Origin of the sequence: Thermodesulforhabdus norvegica (assembly GCF_900114975.1) — a bacterium.
GTDB lineage: Bacteria > Desulfobacterota > Syntrophobacteria > Syntrophobacterales > Thermodesulforhabdaceae > Thermodesulforhabdus > Thermodesulforhabdus norvegica.
Genome location: NZ_FOUU01000001.1, coordinates 231228 through 254520, shown reverse-complemented (window position 1 = coordinate 254520; position 23293 = coordinate 231228). Strand labels below are relative to the sequence as shown.

Below are 23293 nucleotides of genomic sequence, written 5' to 3'. Positions count from 1 at the left end.
TCAAATTCCCTGGAGGTCTTTGTGATGAGTCAACTTGACAAAGAGATCTTGATAAAAATGGTGATGGACGGGTTAAGGAGAACCATTATTCATTACGGCTTGTGGTTTCGGGAAGTTGAACATCAGCTCGGTATGGAAAAGGCCTTCGAAGTGGAAGATGAGGCAGGAGACACTTCTTGGGCTATAATGATGAACAGGCTATCCCGGGTTCTGGGCTTTGAAGTGGAAGAAGGTATTCCTGTGCCTTTAAAAGAAAAGAGCGAAGACGAGTTATTGAAGCTTCTTGATGCTGTCTGCGTAAACTGGCTGGCCAATGACGGGGTATGGTTTCAGGCCGTGGAAAAGCGATATGGTATGGATTATGCCAAAAGATGTAATGATACCTGCTGGACCAGATTTTCTCCCTATGAAGCCTATCGTATAAAGAAGCTCCTTAGAATGCCCGAAAAGCCGGGTCTGGAAGGGCTGAGAAAAGCACTGGGTTTAAGGCTCTATGCTAGAATAAACAGGCAATCCATCGAGGATGTGGACGATAAGACCTTCATCTTCCGCATGAATGAATGCAGGGTCCAGACAGCCCGGAAACGAAAAGGACTACCTGATTATCCCTGCAAATCTGCCGGGCTTGTCGAATACCCAGCCTTTGCACGAACCATTGACCCGAGGATAAAGACGGAATGTATAGCCTGTCCCCCCGATGAACATCCGGACGAATGGTGGTGTGCCTGGAAATTTACAATTACCGAATGATTGCAGGATCACGAAAAGGGGAGTGTTTTCGGAACTGCTCCCCTTCCCGGTATCCTTTACATCACGTCTTTATCACTCTGTTCCACAGCTTTGTCGATTTCGGCTTTAAGCTGAGGTGGCAGGCCGGGGATGTCCACATTGAGAAAACCCCGGACTATTGTGGCCGTGGCTTCGTCTTCCGTCAGACCCCTCGCCATAAGGTAAAAAATTTCTTCCTGAGCAATCTTGCCAACGGCCGCTTCATGAGACATCTCTACACCATCGACATGACCTTCCAGTTCGGGAATGGCGTGTATAATACCGCCGTTAAGTATCAACCCACGGCATTCGAGATGTGCCTTTATGTCCGGTGATCTACCGATTAGATGCCCACGAGCGATGATGTGACCGCCGTTGCTTATGGCTCTCGATACTATTTCGGCCCTGTTACCGGGTTCGTTTAAGTACACTCGCCCGCCTACGTCATAAACTGAGCCGGGGGTTCCAACAAGAATGCTGTAAAAACGGGCAATTGCATTTGGTCCTACAAGGTGGGTGGTGGGATACATCTGGAGTGACTGAACGGGCTTCATGCAGATATAATTGTTCAAAAATAACCCGTTTTCCTCTACCCGGGCTGCCGAACGTGGTCGAACATGCATCTGTTCTGCCCAATTATGAATCATGGTAAAGGACAGTTTGGCGTTCTTCTTAACAAAAAACTCCGATATGCCGATGTGTAAGCCTCTTTTTGTTTTGTGAGAGGTGGCACATCCTGTGATGATATGTAACTCAGAACCCTCTTCGGCAATTATTATGTTGTGGACGTTTTGCTGAAGGTTGTCTTTTTCTATAAACATACATGCCTGAAGGGGGTATATTGTCTTGGTTCCGGGAAGTGCCCTTATGACATAACCGTCGTGAAGTTCGAGCTCCGCCGCAGCAGTGTACTTGTCGGCATCTACGGGGACGAGTTGCCAGTAGTAATCCCATATCCAATCGCACTCTTCAAGGGCTTTCCTGAGCGGTATTACCTCAACACCTTCCTGTTTAACATCGCAGTGGACTACGCCTATGTCCTTCTGAAAAAAGGTTCCGCCCCTTTCCTTTTCGGTGACATCTATACCCGCCATGGCAAGGAGCTGGCGTTCTATCTCGGGCAGTGAACAGAGTTCTTCATCGGTCAGAAGCCTGGGAGGCGGAGCTTCCTTATCAAACTGGCTAAGGTCTATGTCTTCCCCTATTGCGGCTTTCTTGTTTACCGCTTTTAATGCGCGTTCCCTGAATTGTTCCCTATCATGCATCGCACACATTCCTCATATCCTACCTGGGCTATACATTTTAATATTTCCCGTGGGTTCTCAACACAACTCAAAACTCCGTCATATAGTACCTGACCCTTTGAAGCCGTAACATACTCGAGAATATGCCCCGTGTGAGTTATGATAAGCCCCATTTTACGGCGTTCTCTTTTCTGCTGACGAATGGATTTGTCTGTTCCCGGCTCGATTTCCTGGCCGAGAAGCTGTGCAATCGTTTTTCCCACCAGCTCCATGTTTTCCAGGTCAACTCCCGACTCCGGCTCATCGAAAAGCAAAAGATCGGGGTTCTGGGCCATTAGCTGCAATAGCTCGCATCGTTTGATTTCTCCGCCGGAGAGACCATCGTTGACATCTCTGTCGAGGAAATCCTGAAAATTAACCTTTCTGGCAAGAGCTTCCACATCCAGGTCTTCGCCGTTTCCCGAGCACAACTTAATCATCTGGCGTATTTTAAGGCCTCTTATCGTGGGTGGGCGCTGAAAGGACATACCGATCCCCATTCTGGCTCTTTCGTGGATGGGCAGGTTGGTTATGTCAATCCCTTTGAAGTAAATCTTTCCGGCTACCACTTTATACTGGGGGAAGCCCATAATGGTCATCAGTAACGATGTCTTGCCGGAGCCGTTAGGCCCGAAAAGGACATGGGTTTCTCCGGGTTTTATTTCCATATCTATGTGTTTCAAAATCAGCTTCCCGGCGAGCTCTACCTGAAGGTCTTCGATGACAAACATTTCAAAACACTCCCCGAGCTTAATGCTCTTGATGGATATATAATTGAATTTTTGTTCCGGTCAGCTATTGATAAGCATTTTCGGATCTAAAGGCAAGCGTTAAAGTTTGTGAAACTATTTCTTCGGTCTTCGGTTTCTGTCTTGACCATTTCGAAAAAAGGCTTAAGCACGTTTCCCGCCTTTCTCCCGGCTCCTCTATCCGAATTTATACCGGATCATGCCTCTAGCCACGATCTTAACCGGGCAGCCCTCAGCTAATCGTTGGTTTCAAAGGGGGTACAGAGGGTACAGAGATGAGAAAATAGCTTCGTGTCCCTCCTGACTCTATGAGGAATCAGTTTCGCTTCTGTCTTGACGATCCGATGTCGATTTGTTTATTTTCACAAAAACGGATATGGTGAAATTGAAAAGGGCTGAGGTAATCTGTGATTGTGAACACAAGTGCAAATATATCGGGGGTTGATGATGGCTGGCAACGTTCGAGGCGCTGTTCTTGTTGTTGGCGGTGGAATTGCAGGAATGCAGAATGCTCTCGACCTGGCGAATGCCGGGTATTTTGTCTATCTTGTTGAAAAGGAACCCTGCATCGGCGGAGTGATGGCTCAGCTTGACAAAACTTTTCCGACCAATGACTGTGCAATGTGAATTATCTCGCCAAAACTGGTCGAGGTCGGCCGGCATCCCAACATAGAACTCATACCTTATGCGGAAGTGGAATCCGTTGAAGGAGAAGCGGGGAATTTTCGTGTGAAAATAAAGCGGAAGCCCCGCTATGTTGATATGGAAAGGTGTACGGGTTGTGGTGATTGCACGAGGACTTATGTTGGAGAAGATCATCCTCCTCGGGAAAGAGACGGTGAGCTGTGGGTTGATCGGGTGCACATAGATGAGGTTGCCTGCGTTCAGTGTGGTGAGTGTGCCGTGGCATGTGCCCAATCCAATCCGGGTCAGAAACCTGCAATGACGAACGTGGCCGTTGATCGAATTGTGGACGCCCTTGAGGCCCGTAAGGTGGTTGAAAGACCGACTATCCTGCAGAAGGTGCTTCTCATGAGCCCTGAAGAGCGAAGCGCTTTCTGGAATGAACAGTTTTCCAAATGCATACGCTGCTACGGTTGTGTTGAGGTGTGCCCCGTTTATCTTGATCCTCCAGAAGAACTGAGTTTTGATAAGTGGATAGCTAGAGCTCACGTACCGCCCGAATATCCCGATTTTCATCTATTAAGAGCCTATCACGTTTACGAAACCTGTGTGCTCTGCGGTGAGTGTGAAATTACCTGCCCGGTAGGTATTCCTTTGAAGACCCTTCAGGACCTGACCCAGTATTTCACGCCCGGTGAAGTATTTGACCTGATTCCCGGTGCCGGAGAAGATGTTCGCAGGGTCATTCTGGAATTTGTTCAAAAGGTGGGAGAGGAGCGCGTGAGGAGGATTAGGCATGCGATTTGACTCTGTCCTTACGACGTGCCCATTTTGTGGGACGGGATGTAATCTTTTTCTCGAAGTGATGGATAATGAAGTGTTAGGTGTCTCGCCGGTAAAGTGGCATCCCATAAGTCGAGGCAAACTCTGTATTCTTGGAAGAAATGCTCATAAATTCATTCAACATCCCGATCGGCTTACGGCTCCTCTCAAAAGGGTTGGAAACCGTTTTGAAAGAATTTCCTGGGAACAGGCTCTGGATGAAATTGCCGAAAAGATTACCAGGCTTCGTAGTGAGTCGGGTCCTGATGCTTTAGGTTTTTTTTCCAGCGCCAAGTGTACCAACGAAGAGAATTATCTGATGATGAAGCTGGCAAGAGGGGTCATCGGAACGAACAATGTTGATCACTGTGCAAGGCTGTGCCACTCCTCTACGGTCACGGGGCTTGCGGCGTCTTTTGGTGCCGGAGCCATGACGAATTCAATCCCGGAGATTCCGGAAACCTCCTGCATGCTTGTTACGGGAAGCAATCCGACGAGCCAGCATCCCATTATTGCGGGTTGGATGCTGGAGGCCAAAGAGCGGGGGGCTTGTCTTATTGTTATAGACCCGAGAAAAATCCCGCTGTCTCAGCATGCCGATCTCTTCCTGCAGTTGCGCCCCGGGACAAACATTGCATTGTTCAACGGCATGGCCCGTGTCATTCTGGACAAAGGACTTGTTAACGACGATTTCGTTGAAGCTCGAACGGAAGGAATTGACGAACTGAAGGCCAAACTAAAAGACTATGACCTCGACGCCGTGAGCCGCATTACCGGCGTGGAGCGTGAACTCATAGAAAAAGCCGCTGTCATGTATGCATCTTCCCCTTCAGCCATGATTTTTTATGCCATGGGAATAACTCAGCACGTCACCGGCACGGATAATGTTAAAGCCGTAGCCAATCTGGCCTTGCTTACGGGGAATGTGGGCAGGCCTTCTACGGGAGTAAATCCTCTTCGGGGTCAGAACAACGTTCAGGGTGCCTGCGACATGGGGGCTTTACCCAACGTTTTGACGGGTTATCGCCCTGTAACTGATTCGCAGGCCAGGCTTGAATATGCTCGCCTCTGGGGCTGTGGCGATCTTCCGGACAGGCCCGGGCTGACCATAGTTGAAATGAGCAGTGCTGCTTTAAGAGGCGAGCTTCGTGGGTTGGTTATTATGGGTGAGAATCCCGCCGTTACCGATCCGGACTTAAACCACGTGAAAGAGGCTCTCTCACGGCTCGATCTACTGGTTGTGATCGATATTTTCATGACCGAAACGGCTCAGCTTGCCGATTATGTGCTTCCCGCCGCAACCTTTGCAGAGAAAGAAGGTACCTTTACGAATACCGACAGGCGGGTTCAGCGGGTAAGAAAGGCCGTTGATCCCCCTGGAGAAGCAAAGGCCGATTGGGAAATATTGTGCAGCCTGGCCAAGGCACTGGGAAGCAAATCCTTTGAATATAACTCGCCCGAAGAGATCATGAACGAGATAAGGCAGTTAACTCCCAGCTATCGTGGCATCACTTACGAAAGACTTGATGGTGGAGAGAGCTTGCAATGGCCCTGTCCTGATGAAAACCATCCCGGGACGCCTTATTTACATGCAGAAAGCTTTCCCCGGGGTAAGGGCAGGTTTTACGGTGTTGACTATGTAGCTTCCCCTGAGGAACCCGACGATGATTATCCCATGATTCTTACCACAGGTAGAGTTCCTTATCACTGGCATGGCGGCAGCATAACCCGTCGCATTGATACCCTTAATGCCGAGATACCGACCGGTTTCGTGGACATCAATCCCGACGATGCGGCAAAGCTCGGTTTGAAAGATGGTGATGTGGTGAAAGTATCGTCGCGACGGGGATCGATTTCGATAAAAGTAAAGGTGTCGTCGGAGGTTAAGCCCGGTGTGATTTTTATACCCATGCATTTTTCCGAATGTGCGGCCAATGTTCTGACGGATCACAAGGTGCTGGATCCTTATTCCAAGATTCCCGGTTTTAAGGTGTGTGCTGTGAGGATCGAAAAGGGGTAGTGCGGCGTCGGAGTGAAAACAGACGACGGGAGCGAGGTTATGGACGAGAGGATAAAAGCGGAAGCCCTTGAAGCCCTTAGAGAAGGGTTCGACGGGGTTCTTGGACTCAAAGAGATCAACGGGGTAGTCAGACCTTATCTTTTTCGTAATGCAGAAGAACTCGACGAGCTCGTTACAGAGTGGAAGCGCGATAAGGGGGTTCCGCCGCTTTTTTCTCTAATTCAGGGACAGCCGCCCAAGTATAATCTTTCAAAAACCTTGCGCCTCATGCTTAAAAAGCGGCCCGATCTGCGGCTGGCGGCAATTCTCAGGGGGTGTGATGTCAGGGCTTTAAGGGCTCTTGAGAAAAAAGGCGAGATCAACCTTGACCGACTGCGTGTGATAAACATTGTCTGCTCGATGGAACAGGCGGAAGCCTGTAACTGTGCGAAGCCTGTTTATAATACGTTTCAGTGCACGGGATGCTGGAGCTGTGTTGAGGCCTGTCCTGAAAATGCCATAAGCCGTATTAACATATGTCCGCTTTTGATACCCAGCGAATACGACGAAGGTTTGTCATATCGCAAAGCCATTTACATAAAGTATCCTCAGGCTGTACCGCTCAAGGCCGTGAGAGACGACAGCAGGTGTTTGAAGCTTACGGGTCGCCAGGAGTGTAAGGGGTGTGAATATATTTGTCAGGCTCAGGCTGTTGTGCACGATGATAGGGAGCAAAAGGAAACGCTTGAGGTGGGTGCCATCGTTCTTGCACCCGGATTCAGGACCTTTCAGCCACAGGGTCTTGAAGAATACGTTTACTCCGGGCATCCAAACGTCGTCACATCCATTGAATTTGAGCGGCTCCTTTCTGCTTCCGGCCCTACTCGAGGACATCTTATAAGACCTTCCGACCACAGGGAACCGAAAAAGATCGCCTGGTTTCAATGTGTCGGTTCCCGGGACATAAATCACTGCGATAACGGATACTGTTCGGCCGTTTGTTGTATGTACGCAATTAAACAGGCCGTAATAGCCAAGGAGCATGCCGGACGTGATCTGGACACGGCCATATTCTTCATGGACATGAGGACTCACGGCAAGGACTTTGAGCGTTACTACAACCGTGCCCGGCAGGAACATGGAGTGCGGTTTATACGGTCCAGGGTTCACAGCGTTAATGTCCTTCCCGGCACAGGCGATCTTGAGCTTGCTTATGTGACGGACGACGGCTCGGTTGTACAGGAAACCTTCGACATGGTGGTCCTTTCCGTAGGGCTTGAAATTACAGAGGAGATGCGGGAGTTTGCAGAAAAACTCGGCGTAGAACTCAACGAAAACGGGTTTTGTAGAACCAGTGTCTTTGAGCCCGTTGCTACCAGCAGACCCGGGATTTATGTTTGCGGTGTGTTTCAGGGGCCCAAGGATATACCCCAGTCTGTGATGGAGGCCAGTGCTGCGGCTGCGGATGTGGGGAGGCTCTTGAGCCCTGCACGGGGGAGTCTTATCCGGGAAGTTGAAGTTCCGCCTCAGAGGGATGTTCGTAACGAGCCGCCCAGGATCGGAGTTTTCGTGTGTCACTGCGGTATAAACATAGCCGGTACCGTTGATGTACAGGCGGTTCGAGACTACGCAAAGACGTTGCCCTATGTTGAGTACGTGGCCGATAATCTCTACACATGTTCGCAGGATACACAGGCTCTGATGCGTGAAGCCATAAAGGAGCACAATCTCAACAGGGTTGTCGTTGCTGCCTGTACCCCCCGAACTCACGAGCCTTTGTTTCAGGAGACTCTGGAGAGTGCCGGGTTGAATAAGTATCTCTTTGAGATGGCAAATATCAGAAATCAGGACTCGTGGATTCACGATGACAGGGAAGCAGCCACAGAGAAAGCGAAGGATCTCGTGAGAATGGCGGTGGCCAAGGCAGCTCTGCTGGAGCCTCTGGATGAGCCGGTTCTTGAAGTAAATCAGGAAGCGCTCGTTGTGGGCGGTGGTGTAAGTGGGATGGTTGCCGCTAGAAGCCTTGCCGATCAGGGATACCGGGTCCATCTGGTAGACAAGTCTGATAGGCTGGGTGGAACGGCCCGTGGTCTGTACCGTACCTGGACTGGTGAGGATGTTTCTGGTTATCTGCAAGAACTTATTTCGTCCGTTGAAAACAATCCACTGATAAAGCTCTATCTTCGTTCGGAGATCGTCGATGTTGACGGTTTTGTTGGTAATTTCAGGACGAAAATACGGTCACGGAAGGGTAATGGTTCTGGAAGTGAAGAAGTGATCGAAATTTCTCACGGTGTTGCAATCATTGCCGTAGGCGCTCATGAACTTAAACCGGAAGAGTACCGATACGGTGATGATCCACGGATCGTGACACATCTTGAACTCGATGAGCTTTTCCGGGTGGAGGATCCGAAACTTGCGGAGGTCGGAACCGCCGTGTTTATCCAGTGCGTTGGTTCCCGCGAACCAAATCGTCCTTACTGTAGCAGGGTCTGCTGTACCCATACTCTGGAAAGTGCTCTGGAACTTAAACGCCGAAATCCCGATTGCAATGTCTTTGTGCTTTACAGGGATATGAGGAGCTACGGGGAGCGAGAATCTCTTTATTTAAAAGCCCGTGAAGCGGGGGTTATATTTGTAAGGTTTGATCTGGACAACAAGCCGGTGGTTATGTTGGATAACGGCAGGATAATTGTAGAAGTGGTGGATCATGTGTTGAGGAAACCGATTCGCCTTGAAGCGGATCTTGTAGCTCTGGCCGCTGCCATTGTCCCGGGAGATTATAATAAGATAGCCCAGTATTTTAAGGTCCCCCTCAATGAAGACGGCTTTTTCGTGGAAGCTCACGCCAAGCTCAGGCCTGTTGATTTCGCAACGGACGGTGTGTTCGTCTGCGGCCTGGCTCATTATCCCAAGTCCATAGATGAAAGTATTGCCCAGGCGAAAGCCGCAGCCGCTCGCGCTGTGACCGTTCTTGCCAAAGGGACTCTAAGATTTCCGGGGACTGTTGCGCGAACCGATCAGATGCTTTGCAGTTCCTGTGGGACCTGTGTGAGCATATGTCCTTATTCTGCCCCGCGGTTCAATGACAAAGGCAAGGCAGAAATAAACCCTGCCCTTTGCAAAGGATGCGGCCTTTGTGTAGCATCCTGCCGATCTGGTGCAATACATCTCATGGGATTTGACGATGCCCACATTTTCTCCATGATCGAATGTGCCTGATGGAGGAGTCTTAATATGTCCGACTGGCAGCCGAAGATAATAGCTTTTCTTTGTAACTGGTGTTCTTATGGAGCCGCCGACCTTGCGGGTGTGAGTAGATTTAAGCAACCGCCTTTTATTCGGATCATAAGAGTTCCCTGCTCGGGGCGGATGAATCCCAAGTTTATAATTCAGGCCTTGAGGAAGGGTGCTGATGGTGTGTGGGTTTCAGGCTGTCATCCCGGGGATTGTCACTACATAGCAGGAAACTATTACGCACGGCGCAAATTTGCCTTGCTTAAGAACCTGCTGGAGTACGTTGGAATTGAGCCTGAAAGGATCCACTTCTCCTGGATATCCTCCGCGGAAGCCACAAAGTTTGCGAAGGTTGCGGAGGAAGTGGTGGAAGCCGTAAAAAGTGTTGGACCTGCTCGACGCCTTGTGAAGAGAGAAGCCGAGGTGGAATGAAAAATGCGCGAATATACCGAGGAAATCAGGCGAATTGCAGAGAAACTCCTTAGGGACGGTCAGGTGGACGGAATAATAGGGTTCAGAAAAGGCACCATTCCCATGGTGAACGAACCCGTATTTATAAAAAACCCCGACAGGGTTGGAGAACTCTATTGGGATGGGTGGTGCGGTGTTAACCTGGCAAAATATATCCCAAAGCGGACCGACAGAGTAGCCGTCGTTGCGAAGGGTTGTGACAGCCGCAGTATTGTTGTCCTTATGCAGGAACATCAAATTTCTAGAGAACAGCTCTTCATTATTGGTGTTCCCTGCAGGGGAATGCTCGATCGGAGAAGGGTAAGGGAAGCCTTTGACGGTAGGGATATTACCTACGTCGAAGAGCGAGGGGAAGAACTGTATGTGGAGGGAGTGGTTATTGAAAACGGCCGGGGAGAGAGGTTTTCCCGGGAGCTTCCGCGGAACGAATATCTGCAACAAAATTGCGCCATCTGCGTTCATCGCAACCCTGTAATTTACGATGAGCTTGTCGGTGATCCTGTCCCGGAAGCTCGGATTGACAGGTATGCCGATGTCAAACAAATTGAGGGCAGAAGCGCCGATGAGCGATGGGAATACTTTAAGGATCTTTTTAAGTCCTGCATCAGGTGTTACGCCTGCCGTAATGCCTGCCCTTTCTGTTACTGCCCTCAATGCTTTGTTGATGAATCCAAACCTCAGTGGTTGGGAAAAACCATAGACCCCATCGATACCTTTACCTTTCATGTCCTCAGAGCCTTTCATCTGGCGGGTAGGTGCACCGATTGTGGAGCCTGCGAAAGAGCCTGCCCTGTTGGAATCCCTGTGCGTATGCTGACCAAAAAACTGGAAAAAGATGTGAAGGAATTTTTCGGATATGAAGCAGGCGTGAATCCGGATGAACGACCGCCTCTAGACACGTATCGGCCTGACGATCCTGATAACTTTATAAAATAGCGGACCGATCGGAAGGATTGAGTTATGAAGCCCCTTAAGGTGAAAAATCTGGAAGATCTCAACAGTTGGGTAAAAAGACTTATCGGTTCCTACAGGGTATTTGCACCCGTTAGAGTCGGACACTATGATGAGTTTCGGCCAGTTGACCGGACCGGGGCAATAAACTGGTCCTTCGTTAATACCCGGCTTTCTCCCAAGAATCTTTTTCATCCTCATTCTGAGCGGATGTTTGAGTTTTCTCTGGATCCGGAGGATCCCAACAGGAACATTCTGGTGGAAGCCGCAAAAGATATAAGCCCCAGGGTGATTGTGGGGATAAGGCCCTGTGATGCCTATGCAATGAAGATAATGGATGTGAATTTCGATACGCCGGAATACAAGGACCCATGGTGGGTTGAGAGACGCAGTTTAACCTGTCTGATTGGCCTGGCCTGTAGCGTGCCTTGTAGCACCTGTTTTTGTAAAGCTACCGGATCGGGACCTTTCGATCCACGGGGCCTTGATGTACTGATCTCTCCTTGTGGTGACGGATATATCATTGAGGCCGTCAGTGAAAAGGGGCGAGACCTTTTGGAAAGATTTCCTGCCGGTGGGGAAGTTGCTTCGGAGAAGGATCTTTCGGAGCGTGATCGTATTCGTGAAGAGGCAGAGAAACACATTAACACGATTGGAGATCTTAAAGCTCTTGCAGAAAGACCTGTGCTTGATTTTTTCAATGCTCCCATGTGGGAAGATGTGCAGTTTGCGTGTATAAACTGCGGTGTATGTACCTTTTTATGCCCTACCTGCTGGTGTTTCGACATACAGGACGAGGTTTATGGGAAAAAAGGCTGCCGCTTCAGAATCTGGGATTCCTGTATGTTTCCACTTTTTACCCTTCACGGATCCGGTCATAACCCCAGGTCGCAGAAGCTTCAGAGGGTACGCCAGCGGTTTATGCACAAACTGAAATATTACGTGGACAAATACGGCCTGGGCATTGCCTGCGTTGGATGTGGGAGGTGTGTGCAGTTTTGTCCCGTGAATATCGATATACGTGAAGTGATAAGGCTCATGGTTTCTCAATGTGAGTGCCCTGTCTAGTTTGGAGGGATGACGTGAAGAATCCTTACAAACCATACCCTGTTAGAATAGAAGACATTATCGTTGAGACTACCGACCGGAATTTGAGGACTTATCATTTAAAGTTTCTGAATCCGGAAGATGAGCAGGCTTTTCGCTATCTTCCGGGTCAGTTTGCCGAAATATCGGTTCCCGGTCAGGGAGAAATTCCCATCGGAATTGCCAGTTCTCCTACGGAAAAAGGTTACCTTAAGTTCACGATAAATAAAGTTGGCAAGGTCACAACTTACCTTCACAACATAAAGCCCGGGGAGATCATTGGAGTCCGGGGGCCTCTGGGTAAGCCCTATCCCTGGAGCCTGCTGGAAGGTTCAAATGTGGTGATAATCGGGGGCGGCTTTGCCTTCACGACCCTCAGATCTTCTGTGGTGTACATGCTTCATCCTGAAAATCGTCCGAAGTTCGGGGACATCACCGTCATCTATGGAGCGAGGCATCCCGGATTGTTGCTGTACAAAGATGAGTTGTTCGAATGGGAAAAAAGGGATGATTTGATTTTACATCTTACCGTAGATGCTACGGATGATCCGAACTGGCGGTATAATGTCGGATTCGTTCCCACAATAACCCAGCAGAAGGCCCCGAGCTCGGAGAATGCCTATGCCATAGTGTGCGGCCCGCCCATAATGATCAAGTTTACCCTGCCGGTTCTCGCCGAGTTGGGTTTTGCTCCCGATCGCATTATAACAAGCCTTGAGATGCGCATGAAATGCGGCATAGGCATGTGTGGAAGATGCAATATCGGTACGGAGTATGTATGTAAAGACGGACCGGTTTTTACCTTTGAACAGCTATCCAGGCTACCGAACGAATATTAGGATTTTTCAACGGCAAAGTCCGAGGAGCGGATAACCCGTCCGCTCCATTGATTTTCAGAATGATTCCGGGCATTGTTACTTGATATTTCTATGCCAAACCGCTAGAATGTGAAAAACTTTCCACGGTCCTGCTTGGAATGCTTTTGCGAAAAGGGGGACAACACTGGTTAAGGGGAGAGTATGTATGGAGCCGTTGTTACTTACCAGGAGAGAACGTCGTAAGTTGGCAAGTCAGTACGCCGAAAGGTGTCTGACCTGCGGTACCTGTGCCGGCGGTTGTCCGGTTTCGGGCGTTGAGGGGTTGGATGTCCGAAAGGTGGTACGGCTTGCCGTTTTGGGGATGGATGATGAGATTGTAAATTCAAAATTTCCCTGGGTATGCACGCTGTGCGGCCGCTGTGAGTATGCGTGTCCCATGGGGATTGACTTGCTCACTCTGCTCAGATCTGCACGCTCACTCAGGCCCCGTGATCAGGTTCCCGGGACTCTGCACAAGGGCGTGGAAATGTGCTTGAAAACCGGGAACAATCTGGGAATTCCCAAGGATGATTTCCTCTTCCTGCTTGAAGATGTCGGAGCGGAGCTGGCGGAAGAGCTTCCGGGTTTTGAAGTTCCTGTGGATAAGAAAGGCGCTCGAATACTTGTTACGGTGAATTCCAAAGAGCCCTTTGCAGAGCCGGAGGATATGACCTTCTGGTGGAAGATTTTTTATGCTGCCGGTGAGTCCTGGACCATTCCTTCCGAAAACTGGGAAGGTGTCAACTGGGGGCTTTTCACCGGTGATGACGAGGCGATGAAGGAAATTGTTGGAAGAATTGTAAAAAATTACAAAGAGCTTGAGTGTGAGTACCTGTTATTACCTGAATGAGGGCATGCATACTACGCGACCAGGTTGGGTCTCGAAAAATGGTATAAGCATGAAAACGTAAAATATTTGAGTGTGCACGACCTTTTGAAGGAATATCTTGAACAGGGAAGAATCAAGGTTGATAAGTCTGTCCATCAGGAACTCGTAACCTATCACGATCCCTGTAACTACGCCCGCAAGAGTGAAAAAGCCTTCGGCCACGGCTATTACGAAGAACCCCGGTGGATTGTCCAGCAGTGTTGCGAAAACTTTGTCGACATGAACCCCAACAGAGCAAATAACTTCTGCTGTGGCGCCGGCGGAGGGGCCTGGGCAAGTCCTTATGCCGAAGAAAGAATTTTTTACGGCAGGGTCAAGGCAAAACAGATAAAAGAAACGGGGGCCAAGATAGTAGTCGCGCCTTGTCATAACTGCCGTGACCAGATTATGAAGAGCCTGAGAAAGGAATACGATCTGGATATCGAGGTAAAATATCTGTGGGAGTTTGTTGCCGACGCCTTGATTATTGAGCCCAAAGAAAGCGAGACCGAGTAAAACTGGCAGATCAGATAGGTCTGTGTTACAGTCCCTCTGTGGAAGGTTTTCCACAGGGGGATTTTTGCGTAAGGAGGCAATGATCGGGGATGAAAAGGCAGAAAAAGGAGAAAAAAAAGGATATAAGGTTGCGTCAGGAGGAAGAAAGGGAGCTTGATGCAATAATTGAGCGGCTTGAAGTTCAAAACCCCGAAGGCGAAACCTTCGAAACCTTTATCTCCACTTTAAGAGATCGCTTTCAGAATCGTGAAATGCTTCTCGCCTTACTGCTCGACAGGATTAGCAAAAGCCCGTCTTCTGCAGGATTGGCAGTTTTTAAGAAATTATACGGCAATCTGGAAAATTCCGGGGCTAGGAAAATCGTTCGCAGGGCACGGTACAGGCTTGAACAGAAAGGTATCAGCCTGGACGAAGAGCAGGAAGAAAGGGTGGTGAGGGTTGGTCATGGAGCTTCGGATGTTTCCGAAAGCCCTGAGGCTTATATCTGGAGAGAAAAGGTTTTTAGCTATCGTTCTCTGGAAATAGAGTTCCCGCCGAGAGGAAAAGAAGAAAGGGTTTTTATTATTTGTGAGGAAGACAGGGATTTGAGCAAACTCGTTGTGGGCTACATGGCCGGTTCGAGAAGGTTGGTTAGGGAGACAAGAGATATTTTAAACAGGCGATCGAGATTTCGGGTTCCTGTATCCGTTGAGTGTGCGGTATCTCTTTTTAATGAATACGTGGAGGTTTATAAGGATAGGGCTACTTCTCAATTTAAAATGGATCTGGCGAATGCCAGGAAGTTTATTGCCGGGTTTACTGTGCCTAAGGTAAGCGAATTCCTGAGTCGCACCTTACCAGAAACCGATATCGGTGAAGCTCTGCGCAATGTGGCCAGGATTTGTGCCGCTGCAGGGCCTTATGATTTTCTGGGCATGGACTGTAATCGGTGTGTCGATATATTTAAAGATGTTATTTTATCGCGCCTTGACTATCCCAAAAGAGTTATGACGGAGGTACTTGAAGAACGAATAGCTGAATACTTGAGCACTCTGGATCGATGGGTTCTGGGCCGCTACCGTATGTTTCTTGAAGATGGGGTGCTGGAGTGGATCCACAGAGGAGACGAGGTTACGGCGTCCTGTCTTTATCAAATTGCGGAGCACATCAATTACGAGGGTCTTTCTCGTGTTGTTGCGTTTCTTCTGAAACACCTGCTTTCTTCTCTTTATTACTGGACGACCTGGTATGAGATGGCAATGGCAGTGGATGTAAAAAATGTGCCGGATGTTCTGGGTTTATCTGAGAGTGCTGTTGAAACGGTAAAAACTTTCAGGAGTATTGTGGAAAAAGGTAAGGTCTTGTTCGATGATGTCCTGAGAGAGGTTTCCAAACTCTCAAACTTTCCGGGGACTGGCTGGGCTGCTTTGACTGTAGTCGAGGCCGGGGAAGGAGCCGAAAGAGAGGCGTCGGAAGGGAGATATCGTAGTCTTGATTCCGGGTTAATTGTTCTTGGTTAGGGAGGTTTTGCAATGACTTTCCAGGTTAAGACCAGGGCCCGAAGTGATGCCGTGGACGTTACCGGCAGTGTGAGGGATGCCGTAAGGGCTTCGGGCGTGCAGAGTGGTATATGCGTAGTTTACGTTCCCCATACTACGGCAGGTATTACAATCAACGAAGGTGCAGACCCGAATGTAATGAAAGATATCCTGGATACTCTGGAAAGATTGGTTCCCTGGCAGGGGGGCTATAGGCACATGGAAGGGAATGCGGCGGCCCACGTAAAAACGAGTATCATCGGTAGCAGTGTGCAGGTTGTTGTTGAAAGAGGTGAACTGGTACTGGGCACGTGGCAACGAATATTTCTGTGTGAATTTGACGGACCCAGAACACGGAGGGTTCTGGTAAAGGTCCTTGGAGAGAAATAAAATGGCGGAAGTGCATGGGAATCGAACCCACCGGGGACAGCCTTCACTGCCCCCCACCGGATTTGAAGTCCGGGAGCCCCACCAGCGGGCTGGGCACTTCCGCAAAGATTTTTATAGCGAAGAGACGGGCTTTTGACAAGTTGCATAGGAAAAAAGGAGGAAGAAGGATGCTTTTTATGGCCGTATTTCAATACGATCCTTCCGACCGCGAAGAGGTGATCGATCGCCGCCTTGCTTTTGATAAGGAAAAGGCTGGCGTAAATGTGATCGGAGAATGGTTCGACCTTTCAGGGCACAGGGTTTTCTGCTTGATCGAGGCAGAGGATGAAGTTCATCTGGCAAGCGCCGTTTTCCCCTGGTCCGGAATCGGCTATGTTGAAATTGTACCCGTCATGGAAATGGATAAAGCAATCAAACTGTACAAAAAACTTTCAAAGTAGGGTTCTCATTCATCTCGGTTTACGCACCACCATGAGGGCCAGGGTCGGCTAATTCCCATCAGCTCTGATAGGTAAGCAGCATCGAATATCTCGTTTCCCTGAAAGTGGTTGTTGAATATGACAAAAAGGCGTTCTGTCCTAATTGACATCTGCCTGGCAACTTCGGCAATTTGAAGAAGCTCTTTTTTACTGTAGCGATAGTTGTATCGCCTGTCTCTATCGCTGTCAGGCCCAAACCAGTTTTCCCGGTTCCTCCCGTGACATCTCAAGTAACCTATCGACGACGTTGTAACCGGCATCAGTGGAAGTGAAGCAGAAACCTCGGGCTGGTCCACCGCACAGAATCCCATGTTGAGTTCTGAAAGGAAATTAAGAACTGCAGGGTTCAGCCATGACCTGTGGCGAAACTCCGCAACCAAGGGCCATGAAGAAAGATGGTCCTTAATCTTTATGAGGTGTTTCCTGTTTTCAAAATTCTGATGGAAGCGGTAAGGGAACTGAACCAGTACGGCACCGAGTACTTCTTCTCTGTTGAGATGGTCAAGAAGTGCGTTAAAGGCTTTTATATCATCTCGTGATAGAATTTCCGGCTCGTGAGAGAACCCCCTGTAGGCTTTAACCGTAAACATAAATCCGCTCCTGTCCCGAACCTTGTCGCACCATTGGAGGACCGTCCCTGTCGGGGGAATCCGGTAGAATGTGACATTAATTTCTATGGTGTTGAAGTATTGGCTGATAAAAACAAGAGGGTCGAAGTTTCGGGAAGTGCGGGCGGGATAAACAATTCCTTTCCAGTCGGGATAAGACCATCCCGCCGGACCGACGAGGATGTTAGCCGATTTCCTTTCCGGCATGTTCTAACTCCCTGGCAAAAACCTTGGCCCTTCCGGTCTGTTGTTTGTAAGTCAATTTATATCACGTTCCTGATCGGACTTGCCATAAGGCTCCATGGGTTTATTCGCACCGTCCGGTATAAAGAATCATTTCGAGCTTATCGGCTTTCTAATGCATCAATATCGGCTGGCGTAAAAGGGGTAAATCGTGGTAATTTTCCACTTTACGTTATGGTTAAAGTTGAAAGCGTGTGAGGTCGGAAATTCATGCTCTATCTTTTTATAGCAGTGCTCGTGGGTATTTTTCTGGGTTTGCTTCCATCCATGCCGGAAGGATTTTACAGGGCAGGGCAAAAGATACTTAACTTCGGGCTTTTTATTCTTCTTTTTTTTATGGGAGTTCGCTTGGGATCATATCCCGATGTAGTTGGCCAGTTGGGCCTTATAGGGATTAGAGCAGCCCTGTTTGCTCTGGTAACTCTTGTCGGCAGTGTGCTCGTCGTGTGGATGATTGAAAGATTCATTTTGAAAAGGAGAGAACCGGATAAATGAACGCGGTTGTGTTGATGCTGGGAACGGTAGCAGTGGGATTCTTTCTCGCATGGCAGGGGTTGTTACCGGAATTGTGGGTTAGTAATTCAGAGCGCCTGATCGAATACGGACTGTACATACTTCTCGTGGGCATAGGTATAGACATAGGAAGGAATCGAGAAACCCTGAAAGACCTGTGGCATTCCAGGTGGTCGATTTTATACGTTCCTTTCGGGGTTATAATCGGTACCTTTTTGGGATCTTTGATCGTCCCTTTTGTGTTTCCCTTGAAGTGGAACGAAGCCCTGGCAGTTGCATCCGGATTCGGCTGGTATTCCCTTTCGGGTATTTTGCTGACAAAACTTCACGGACCGGAGCTGGGTGCTGTGGCATTCCTGAGTAACGTGCTCAGAGAAGTTTTCTCCATCATTACAATACCCTTTGTTGCCCGGTACTGTGGAACCATGACGGTGGTTGCGCCTGGAGGAGCAACGACCATGGACACTACTTTGCCGGTAATCGCGAAGTATACCGGAAAACAGGATGTGGTAATAGTGGCCTTCGTAAACGGGGTTATACTTTCCTCATTGGTTCCCCTTCTGGTTCCCTTTTTTATAAGCCTGGGAAGCGGGTAATGGAGCCCTTCTCTGATGTTGTGTTTTTCCGAGGAGAAGAGATGTTTGGGCCTTATTGAATTCGCCGATAGGAGGTAATTAAAGCAGGGGATGAAGGGCCATGGAGGCTATTGCTCTTCTGGGGAGATTGCTCGGACTCTCCTTTGTATCGGGAATTAATCTATATGCAACCATAGCCGTTGTGGGCCTCGCGGTGAAGTTCAAGGCGGTGTCCAATGTACCCCCTGAACTGTATGTGCTGGCCAACGATGGTGTTATAGGACTTGCTCTGGTGCTTTATTTTCTCGAATTTGTCGCGGACAAAATTCCCGGACTGGATACCATGTGGGATCTCCTGCACACCTTCATACGGCCTTTCGGTGGAGCATTGCTGGCCTTTCTTTCCGTCGCAAATGGTTCCCCCGTTGCTGAAGTTGTTGCCTTCATGCTCGGAATGTTCATCGCTGGTCTTGCTCATGCGACCAAAGCGGGGACGAGGATGGTTTTGCAGATAAGTCCGGAACCCGTATCGAACGTGGTGGCCAGCGTGGGCGAGGATGTAATAGCGGTGTCCATGGCCTACATTGCCATGAAGCATCCCTTCTTAAGCTTTTTTATAGTGCTTGCCATCGGTGTCGTTCTCTGGTTTGTTTTACCTGTCCTTTTCAACGCAGTTTCTATGATGTTGAGAGGCTTATGGTGGCGTATTTCCGGACGCTATTCCTCTCTTGAAGACTTTTCTGACCTTCCGGAAAAGTGGAAAACGGTCTGGTCCAAAGTTCGAGAATCGGAAGAAAGGGTTAAGTGGTGCGGCCCGGCCTTCGTCAGGTCCGTACCTTCGACGAGACGCTTTAGCTCTGGCTGGCTGGTTATAACGGAAGCAGGGGTGTATTTCTGTTTACGGCGCATGGGACGAAAAAGGGTTATATTTCGTCGAGGTACCGGATTCGTCTGGATCTGTAGGCCCGGACGACTATTCTATCTGTGCCGCATTTACTTTGATACCGGCGAAGAATGGGAATTTTTCATTAACGCGGCTTCCGAAAAATTTTTCAGAGCCAAACTATTTGAGCTGGAGAAGAAAGCCTGATGGAGGAGATCACGGAGTCTCTGAAAAAACTTAAGGATCTTGAAATTCCGGGATTCACTGTTAAACCGGAAAAATTCAAAGCCGATCTTGAACGATTTGTCCATACGCTTTCTCTCTGGGATGTGAAAAAGAACTGTCGGCCGGCTTTCTGGTGCGTCATCGTCGGCGGAACCGGTACCGGGAAATCGACCATATTTAACTGCCTCTGTGGCTTCCCGGCCAGCATTACGGGAGTGGAGAGACCCAAAACCCGTGGGGTTATTCTGGCCGCTCCTTCTAAAAGACTTGATGCTCTTTTCCATAAATTGAAAGAATGGGGCGTCTCAAACACTTTTGATAACGAACTCCCCGCCTCCGGGACGCCGGATCGTATAAGCATCGTAGGACATGAAAACCCTTTTTTATCGGGCTGGATATTCGTAGACACGCCAGACCTGGATAGCCTTGAAGATCGTAATAGGAAACTTGCCGAATGGATGGTGGCTCTGGCCGATATGGTCATCTTCGTCGTTAGTCAGGAAAAATACGCCGATTTGCAGCTCGTCGAATATTTGGACAGGTTTCTTTCAGAAAGTGCCGATCTTGGGCTGGTGGTGAATAAAGTGCATTATCCGGAAACGATCAGAGAAGATGTGGCATCACTGATAAAAGATCGTAGCAGGATAAAAAGCCTGGGAGCCGGCGATATCCTCGTCCTGCCATACGATCCATCGGTCCTTTCCGGGAATTGCTCCGATATGGTTTGCGAACCTTTAAGATTATGGCTGACGGAAAGGTGTTTCGGAGAGAGAAAGTCGTCAATTATGAAAGAATCCGATGAATTTCTCCGCAAACGCCTCGTAAGCCTTTGCGATGAGATAAGCTCGGTTTTGAAGAGGGAAAACAGGGAAATCGACGGGCTTATAGAGCAGGTCGAATTGTACGCCCGGGAATCCTATGAGTCTCTTATTCACAGCCACGGTCAAGAGGTCATAGATTCCGTTAAAGCCGCATTGCAGGCTGAGATTGGTCGGTTCTACTCTCGATATGACTTCCTTGCGGGGCCTCGCAGGATTGTTAGAAAGATTTTGGGAGTACCTTTAAGACTTCTGGGGTTTCCGGGAGGATCTGAAAGGGCTGATAAAAAGCAAATGGTGGCAACCCTCCGGGAAAACCTGGATTACTCAAGTGTTCTCGCCGCTCTGGACGGATATGTTAGAAAGTGGTACGAGCTATCATCACGATACGAAAACATGCCCGTTGCCGGAGTTTTAAGAGACCCTGAGTTAATCTTGTCAGACGGCGAGGTGAAAAATTTTTTAATTCGTCGGTCTGAAGAGCTCTTTTTCTGGCTGGAAGGACAGTTTGCTGAGCTCAGCAAGGGAATCCCGAAAACCAAAGAATGGGGCATTTATTCAACGGTTGTCATTTGGGCCCTTTTTATGCTCTCCGTTGAAGCGGCTCTGGGAGGTGGTATAAGCCTCTTTGAAGCAGCCCTGGATTCCGTGCTTGCACCCTTTATAAGCAAAGGAGCCGTAGAGTGGTTTGCGCGGAAGGATGTTCAGAGGATAGGAAAAGAGCTGATAGAAAAATACAGGCAGGCTCTGGAGGAGGTCATAAACATGCAGAAAGAAAGGTTCCTGTCCGCTCTGATGCACATTCGCGTTCCCGACGAACGGGTTGATGAAGCCGTCTGTCTTTGTGAAAGGTTCCTGAAGAAAATATCCTAGATGCGGGATGTGATTATGGGAGCTCGTCTGGATTTGGAAAAGGACATAGAGAAAGCCGAAAGATTGCTGGAGGGGCTTCCTTCCTGGGCACTTGATGAAAGGGAGCGTTCGGAACTCGAAAGAGGGCTACAAAGAGTCAAAGGAGACCTTGAGAAACTTTCAGAACAGGGCCTGGTTATCGGTATACTGGGTGGCACGGGGGTCGGAAAATCCACGGTAATGAATGCTCTGGCAGGCGAAGAAATTTCCAGGGTCAGCCACAGGCGACCCTATACGGACCGTGTGATCATCTACCATCATCTGAATACGCCTTTCCCGAAGGGGTTTCCCCCCGGTGACGTCCCGTCGGTGGTGTTTTCCCACGAAGCGCAGGGTGCCGAGAGATTGATTCTCTGCGACTTGCCGGATTTCGATAGCATAAGAGAAGAGCATCGAGATCGTGTTCTTTCTTTCTTAAGGAACCTGGATATCCTGGTATGGATTACCTCGCCGGAAAAGTACGCCGATCAGGCTTTTTACGACTTCCTGAAAGAAGCGGTTCGGTATAAGAGCCCGGAGAACTATTTTTTCATTCTGAATAAGGTGGATCTCATTGCTTCCGAAGATTATCGATCAATAGATGCGGCCGTAAAGACCTTCGAAAAGTATCTATCAGAAAGAGGGATTCCTCGCCCCGTCATTTTTGCCGTATCCGCTCTTGAAGCTTTTGAATCAAGGGAGTTTAGTCCCTGGAATCAATGGGAGCTTTTCAGAAGAGAAGTGCTTCGAGAAAGAGAGCTCAAAGAGGTCAGGGAGATCAAAAAGGCTAATATTCATCAGGAAATGTCGTATTTGATTGAGAAACTTGAGCTCGGGAAAAAGCAGATAGAGCGTGTTGCTCTCGTAATTGACGAGATGAACGGTCTCGTTGAAGAACTCCATGATGAAAGCCGGGAAAAATTCACAAAAGTGATCCTTCAATGGCTGGCACTTTGTGTGGCTCCTCAGGTAAGGGAAATAATGGAAGCACAGCCCAACCTGATAGGTCCGGCAAGGCTGGTGCACGGTGTGATCTCGTTGATGGGAGGAAAAAGGAAGACAGGGGATCTGAAAAATTGTGATGAGGAAATAATTTCAACCCTTTCTCCCGTCTTCAGGCGAATTGAAAATCGTATGATGGCTTTTGCCGTTTCAAGGGGTATTCCGCCTTCCGTGATGGCCGCTTTGGAAGACCTCTGGAGCGAGAAAAATCTGGCGGAGATGTTCGGTCAGTCGATGAATTTCTGGAAGGAATCTTCCATAAGAACGGATTCTCTAAAGATGGGCTCCTTATTTTTCAGACTTTACCAGAGATTCGTTTATCTGGGGCTTCTCCTTTTGTTCGTTGCTTCTGTTGGAGAAATCTGGGCGGTTCAGGATACGGGGATAACCGGGCGGATCATGACGCTTCTTGTTAACTTCTTTTCAAAGATGTTTAGCCTGGACGGCCTGGGAGCCGTGCTTGTTTTCATAATCTTTGAATTGATGGCGGGTGCCTATTTTTGTTCCCGCTACAGGAAGTCCTTGCAGGCAAGGGTTGAAAAGTTTATAGAAGCTCTGAGTGAAGATGCCGCTGCGCTTTGTGATGAATTTTTTCTGGCCATAAGAAAAATGATAGAGAACAAACGACGGGAGATCTTTCCCACGAGTGAAAGAGATCCGAGATGATATTCAAGGTTATTCTGGTGCTCATCCTCTTCGGTTTACCCCTTGTTCCGACTTTTTGGGCCATTCAGGACATTCCAAAAAGACAGTTCAGATCATTTCGGAGAAAGTTTTTGTGGTTTTTTGCCGTATCGACCTTTCCCTTTTTTGGCGCTCTGGCGTACATTTTGTTTGAAAGGAAAAAAACGGAGCCCATGGATCCTTTTGCTTCTATATCGGAGGCTCTGAACACAGGAGAAAAAACCCGGTAGAGGG

At 48.8% G+C, this 23293-nt stretch carries 21 protein-coding genes, 1 tRNA gene and 1 pseudogene; 19 read left to right on the top strand and 4 right to left on the bottom strand.

Annotation, left to right across the window (positions count from 1 at the left end; translation table 11 throughout):
- Window positions 1-24: 24 nt before the first annotated feature.
- The gene (locus BM091_RS01260) at window positions 25-750 is read left to right on the top strand and encodes a DUF6125 family protein (RefSeq protein ID WP_093392852.1); all 726 of its coding nucleotides are present in this window, start codon (window positions 25-27) and stop codon (window positions 748-750) included.
- A gap of 56 nt (window positions 751-806) precedes the next feature.
- Here BM091_RS01260 and BM091_RS01255 read toward each other — a convergent pair whose 3' ends face one another.
- Together BM091_RS01255 and BM091_RS01250 are read right to left on the bottom strand one after the other, a co-directional pair.
- The gene (locus tag BM091_RS01255; protein ID WP_093392850.1) at window positions 807-2033 is read right to left on the bottom strand and encodes a SufB/SufD family protein; all 1227 of its coding nucleotides are present in this window, start codon (window positions 2031-2033) and stop codon (window positions 807-809) included.
- Entirely contained in the window at window positions 1997-2782 is a 786-nt protein-coding gene (locus BM091_RS01250; protein WP_093392848.1) for an ABC transporter ATP-binding protein, read from the bottom strand. The genes BM091_RS01255 and BM091_RS01250 overlap by 37 nt, the downstream gene beginning before the upstream one ends.
- A 465-nt stretch (window positions 2783-3247) precedes the next feature.
- On the opposite strand from BM091_RS01250, the pseudogene BM091_RS13805 reads away from it, so the two are divergent.
- The 11 genes and pseudogenes from BM091_RS13805 to BM091_RS01195 all read left to right on the top strand — a co-directional run.
- Window positions 3248-3592 (top strand): annotated as a pseudogene (locus tag BM091_RS13805) (FAD-dependent oxidoreductase); the annotation flags it as partial.
- A gap of 150 nt (window positions 3593-3742) precedes the next feature.
- Window positions 3743-4231, top strand: a complete 489-nt coding sequence (locus tag BM091_RS14190; protein ID WP_342745442.1) for a 4Fe-4S dicluster domain-containing protein — start codon at window positions 3743-3745, stop codon at window positions 4229-4231.
- Window positions 4221-6266, top strand: coding sequence for a formate dehydrogenase subunit alpha (gene fdhF / locus BM091_RS01235; protein ID WP_093392843.1), 2046 nt, complete (start codon window positions 4221-4223; stop codon window positions 6264-6266). Before BM091_RS14190 ends, fdhF begins: the two co-directional genes overlap by 11 nt.
- A gap of 39 nt (window positions 6267-6305) precedes the next feature.
- A complete protein-coding gene (locus tag BM091_RS01230) occupies window positions 6306-9467 on the top strand; it encodes an FAD-dependent oxidoreductase (RefSeq protein WP_093392841.1) in 3162 nt (1053 codons plus the stop codon).
- Window positions 9468-9482: 15 nt separating this feature from the next.
- A complete protein-coding gene (locus tag BM091_RS01225; protein WP_093392840.1) occupies window positions 9483-9914 on the top strand; it encodes a hydrogenase iron-sulfur subunit in 432 nt (143 codons plus the stop codon).
- A gap of 3 nt (window positions 9915-9917) precedes the next feature.
- The gene (locus BM091_RS01220; RefSeq protein WP_093392838.1) at window positions 9918-10889 is read left to right on the top strand and encodes a 4Fe-4S dicluster domain-containing protein; all 972 of its coding nucleotides are present in this window, start codon (window positions 9918-9920) and stop codon (window positions 10887-10889) included.
- Between the two features lie 24 nt (window positions 10890-10913).
- A complete protein-coding gene (locus tag BM091_RS01215) occupies window positions 10914-11972 on the top strand; it encodes a 4Fe-4S dicluster domain-containing protein (RefSeq protein WP_093392836.1) in 1059 nt (352 codons plus the stop codon).
- A gap of 14 nt (window positions 11973-11986) precedes the next feature.
- The gene (locus BM091_RS01210) at window positions 11987-12829 is read left to right on the top strand and encodes an FAD/NAD(P)-binding protein (protein WP_093392834.1); all 843 of its coding nucleotides are present in this window, start codon (window positions 11987-11989) and stop codon (window positions 12827-12829) included.
- Between the two features lie 184 nt (window positions 12830-13013).
- Window positions 13014-14231 (top strand): (Fe-S)-binding protein, encoded by a 1218-nt coding sequence (locus BM091_RS14365; RefSeq protein ID WP_093392833.1) that lies wholly within the window; start codon window positions 13014-13016, stop codon window positions 14229-14231.
- An 89-nt stretch (window positions 14232-14320) separates the two neighbouring features.
- Window positions 14321-15730: a hypothetical protein gene (locus BM091_RS01200; protein ID WP_093392831.1), complete on the top strand. Its 1410-nt coding sequence runs from the start codon at window positions 14321-14323 to the stop codon at window positions 15728-15730.
- A gap of 12 nt (window positions 15731-15742) precedes the next feature.
- Window positions 15743-16138 carry a secondary thiamine-phosphate synthase enzyme YjbQ gene (locus BM091_RS01195; protein ID WP_093392830.1) on the top strand — a complete coding sequence of 132 codons (396 nt, stop codon included), beginning with the start codon at window positions 15743-15745 and terminating at the stop codon, window positions 16136-16138.
- 2 nt (window positions 16139-16140) lie between these two features.
- Here the strand turns inward: BM091_RS01195 and BM091_RS01190 are convergent.
- Window positions 16141-16239: transfer RNA gene (locus tag BM091_RS01190), tRNA-Sec, on the bottom strand.
- 66 nt (window positions 16240-16305) lie between these two features.
- On the opposite strand from BM091_RS01190, the gene BM091_RS01185 reads away from it, so the two are divergent.
- On the top strand, window positions 16306-16578 hold the full coding sequence (locus BM091_RS01185; protein WP_093392828.1) for a DUF3303 domain-containing protein: 273 nt from the start codon (window positions 16306-16308) through the stop codon (window positions 16576-16578).
- Between the two features lie 5 nt (window positions 16579-16583).
- Here BM091_RS01185 and BM091_RS01180 read toward each other — a convergent pair whose 3' ends face one another.
- Window positions 16584-17432: a DUF72 domain-containing protein gene (locus BM091_RS01180; RefSeq protein ID WP_093392827.1), complete on the bottom strand. Its 849-nt coding sequence runs from the start codon at window positions 17430-17432 to the stop codon at window positions 16584-16586.
- A 246-nt stretch (window positions 17433-17678) separates the two neighbouring features.
- Here BM091_RS01180 and BM091_RS01175 point away from each other — a divergent pair, with 246 nt between their 5' ends.
- The 6 genes from BM091_RS01175 to BM091_RS01150 all read left to right on the top strand — a co-directional run bounded on the left by BM091_RS01175 (window position 17679) and on the right by BM091_RS01150 (window position 23289).
- Window positions 17679-17963: a LysO family transporter gene (locus tag BM091_RS01175; protein WP_093392825.1), complete on the top strand. Its 285-nt coding sequence runs from the start codon at window positions 17679-17681 to the stop codon at window positions 17961-17963.
- Window positions 17960-18577, top strand: coding sequence for a LysO family transporter (locus tag BM091_RS01170; RefSeq protein WP_093392824.1), 618 nt, complete (start codon window positions 17960-17962; stop codon window positions 18575-18577). Before BM091_RS01175 ends, BM091_RS01170 begins: the two co-directional genes overlap by 4 nt.
- 100 nt (window positions 18578-18677) lie before the next feature.
- Window positions 18678-19646 (top strand): DUF4126 domain-containing protein, encoded by a 969-nt coding sequence (locus BM091_RS01165; RefSeq protein WP_093392822.1) that lies wholly within the window; start codon window positions 18678-18680, stop codon window positions 19644-19646.
- Complete coding sequence (locus BM091_RS01160; RefSeq protein WP_093392820.1) at window positions 19646-21355, top strand: GTPase; 1710 nt, start codon at window positions 19646-19648, stop codon at window positions 21353-21355. Before BM091_RS01165 ends, BM091_RS01160 begins: the two co-directional genes overlap by 1 nt.
- A gap of 15 nt (window positions 21356-21370) precedes the next feature.
- Window positions 21371-23041 carry a GTPase family protein gene (locus tag BM091_RS01155; protein ID WP_177193471.1) on the top strand — a complete coding sequence of 557 codons (1671 nt, stop codon included), beginning with the start codon at window positions 21371-21373 and terminating at the stop codon, window positions 23039-23041.
- On the top strand, window positions 23038-23289 hold the full coding sequence (locus BM091_RS01150; protein ID WP_093392817.1) for a PLDc N-terminal domain-containing protein: 252 nt from the start codon (window positions 23038-23040) through the stop codon (window positions 23287-23289). Before BM091_RS01155 ends, BM091_RS01150 begins: the two co-directional genes overlap by 4 nt.
- Window positions 23290-23293: the final 4 nt, after the last annotated feature.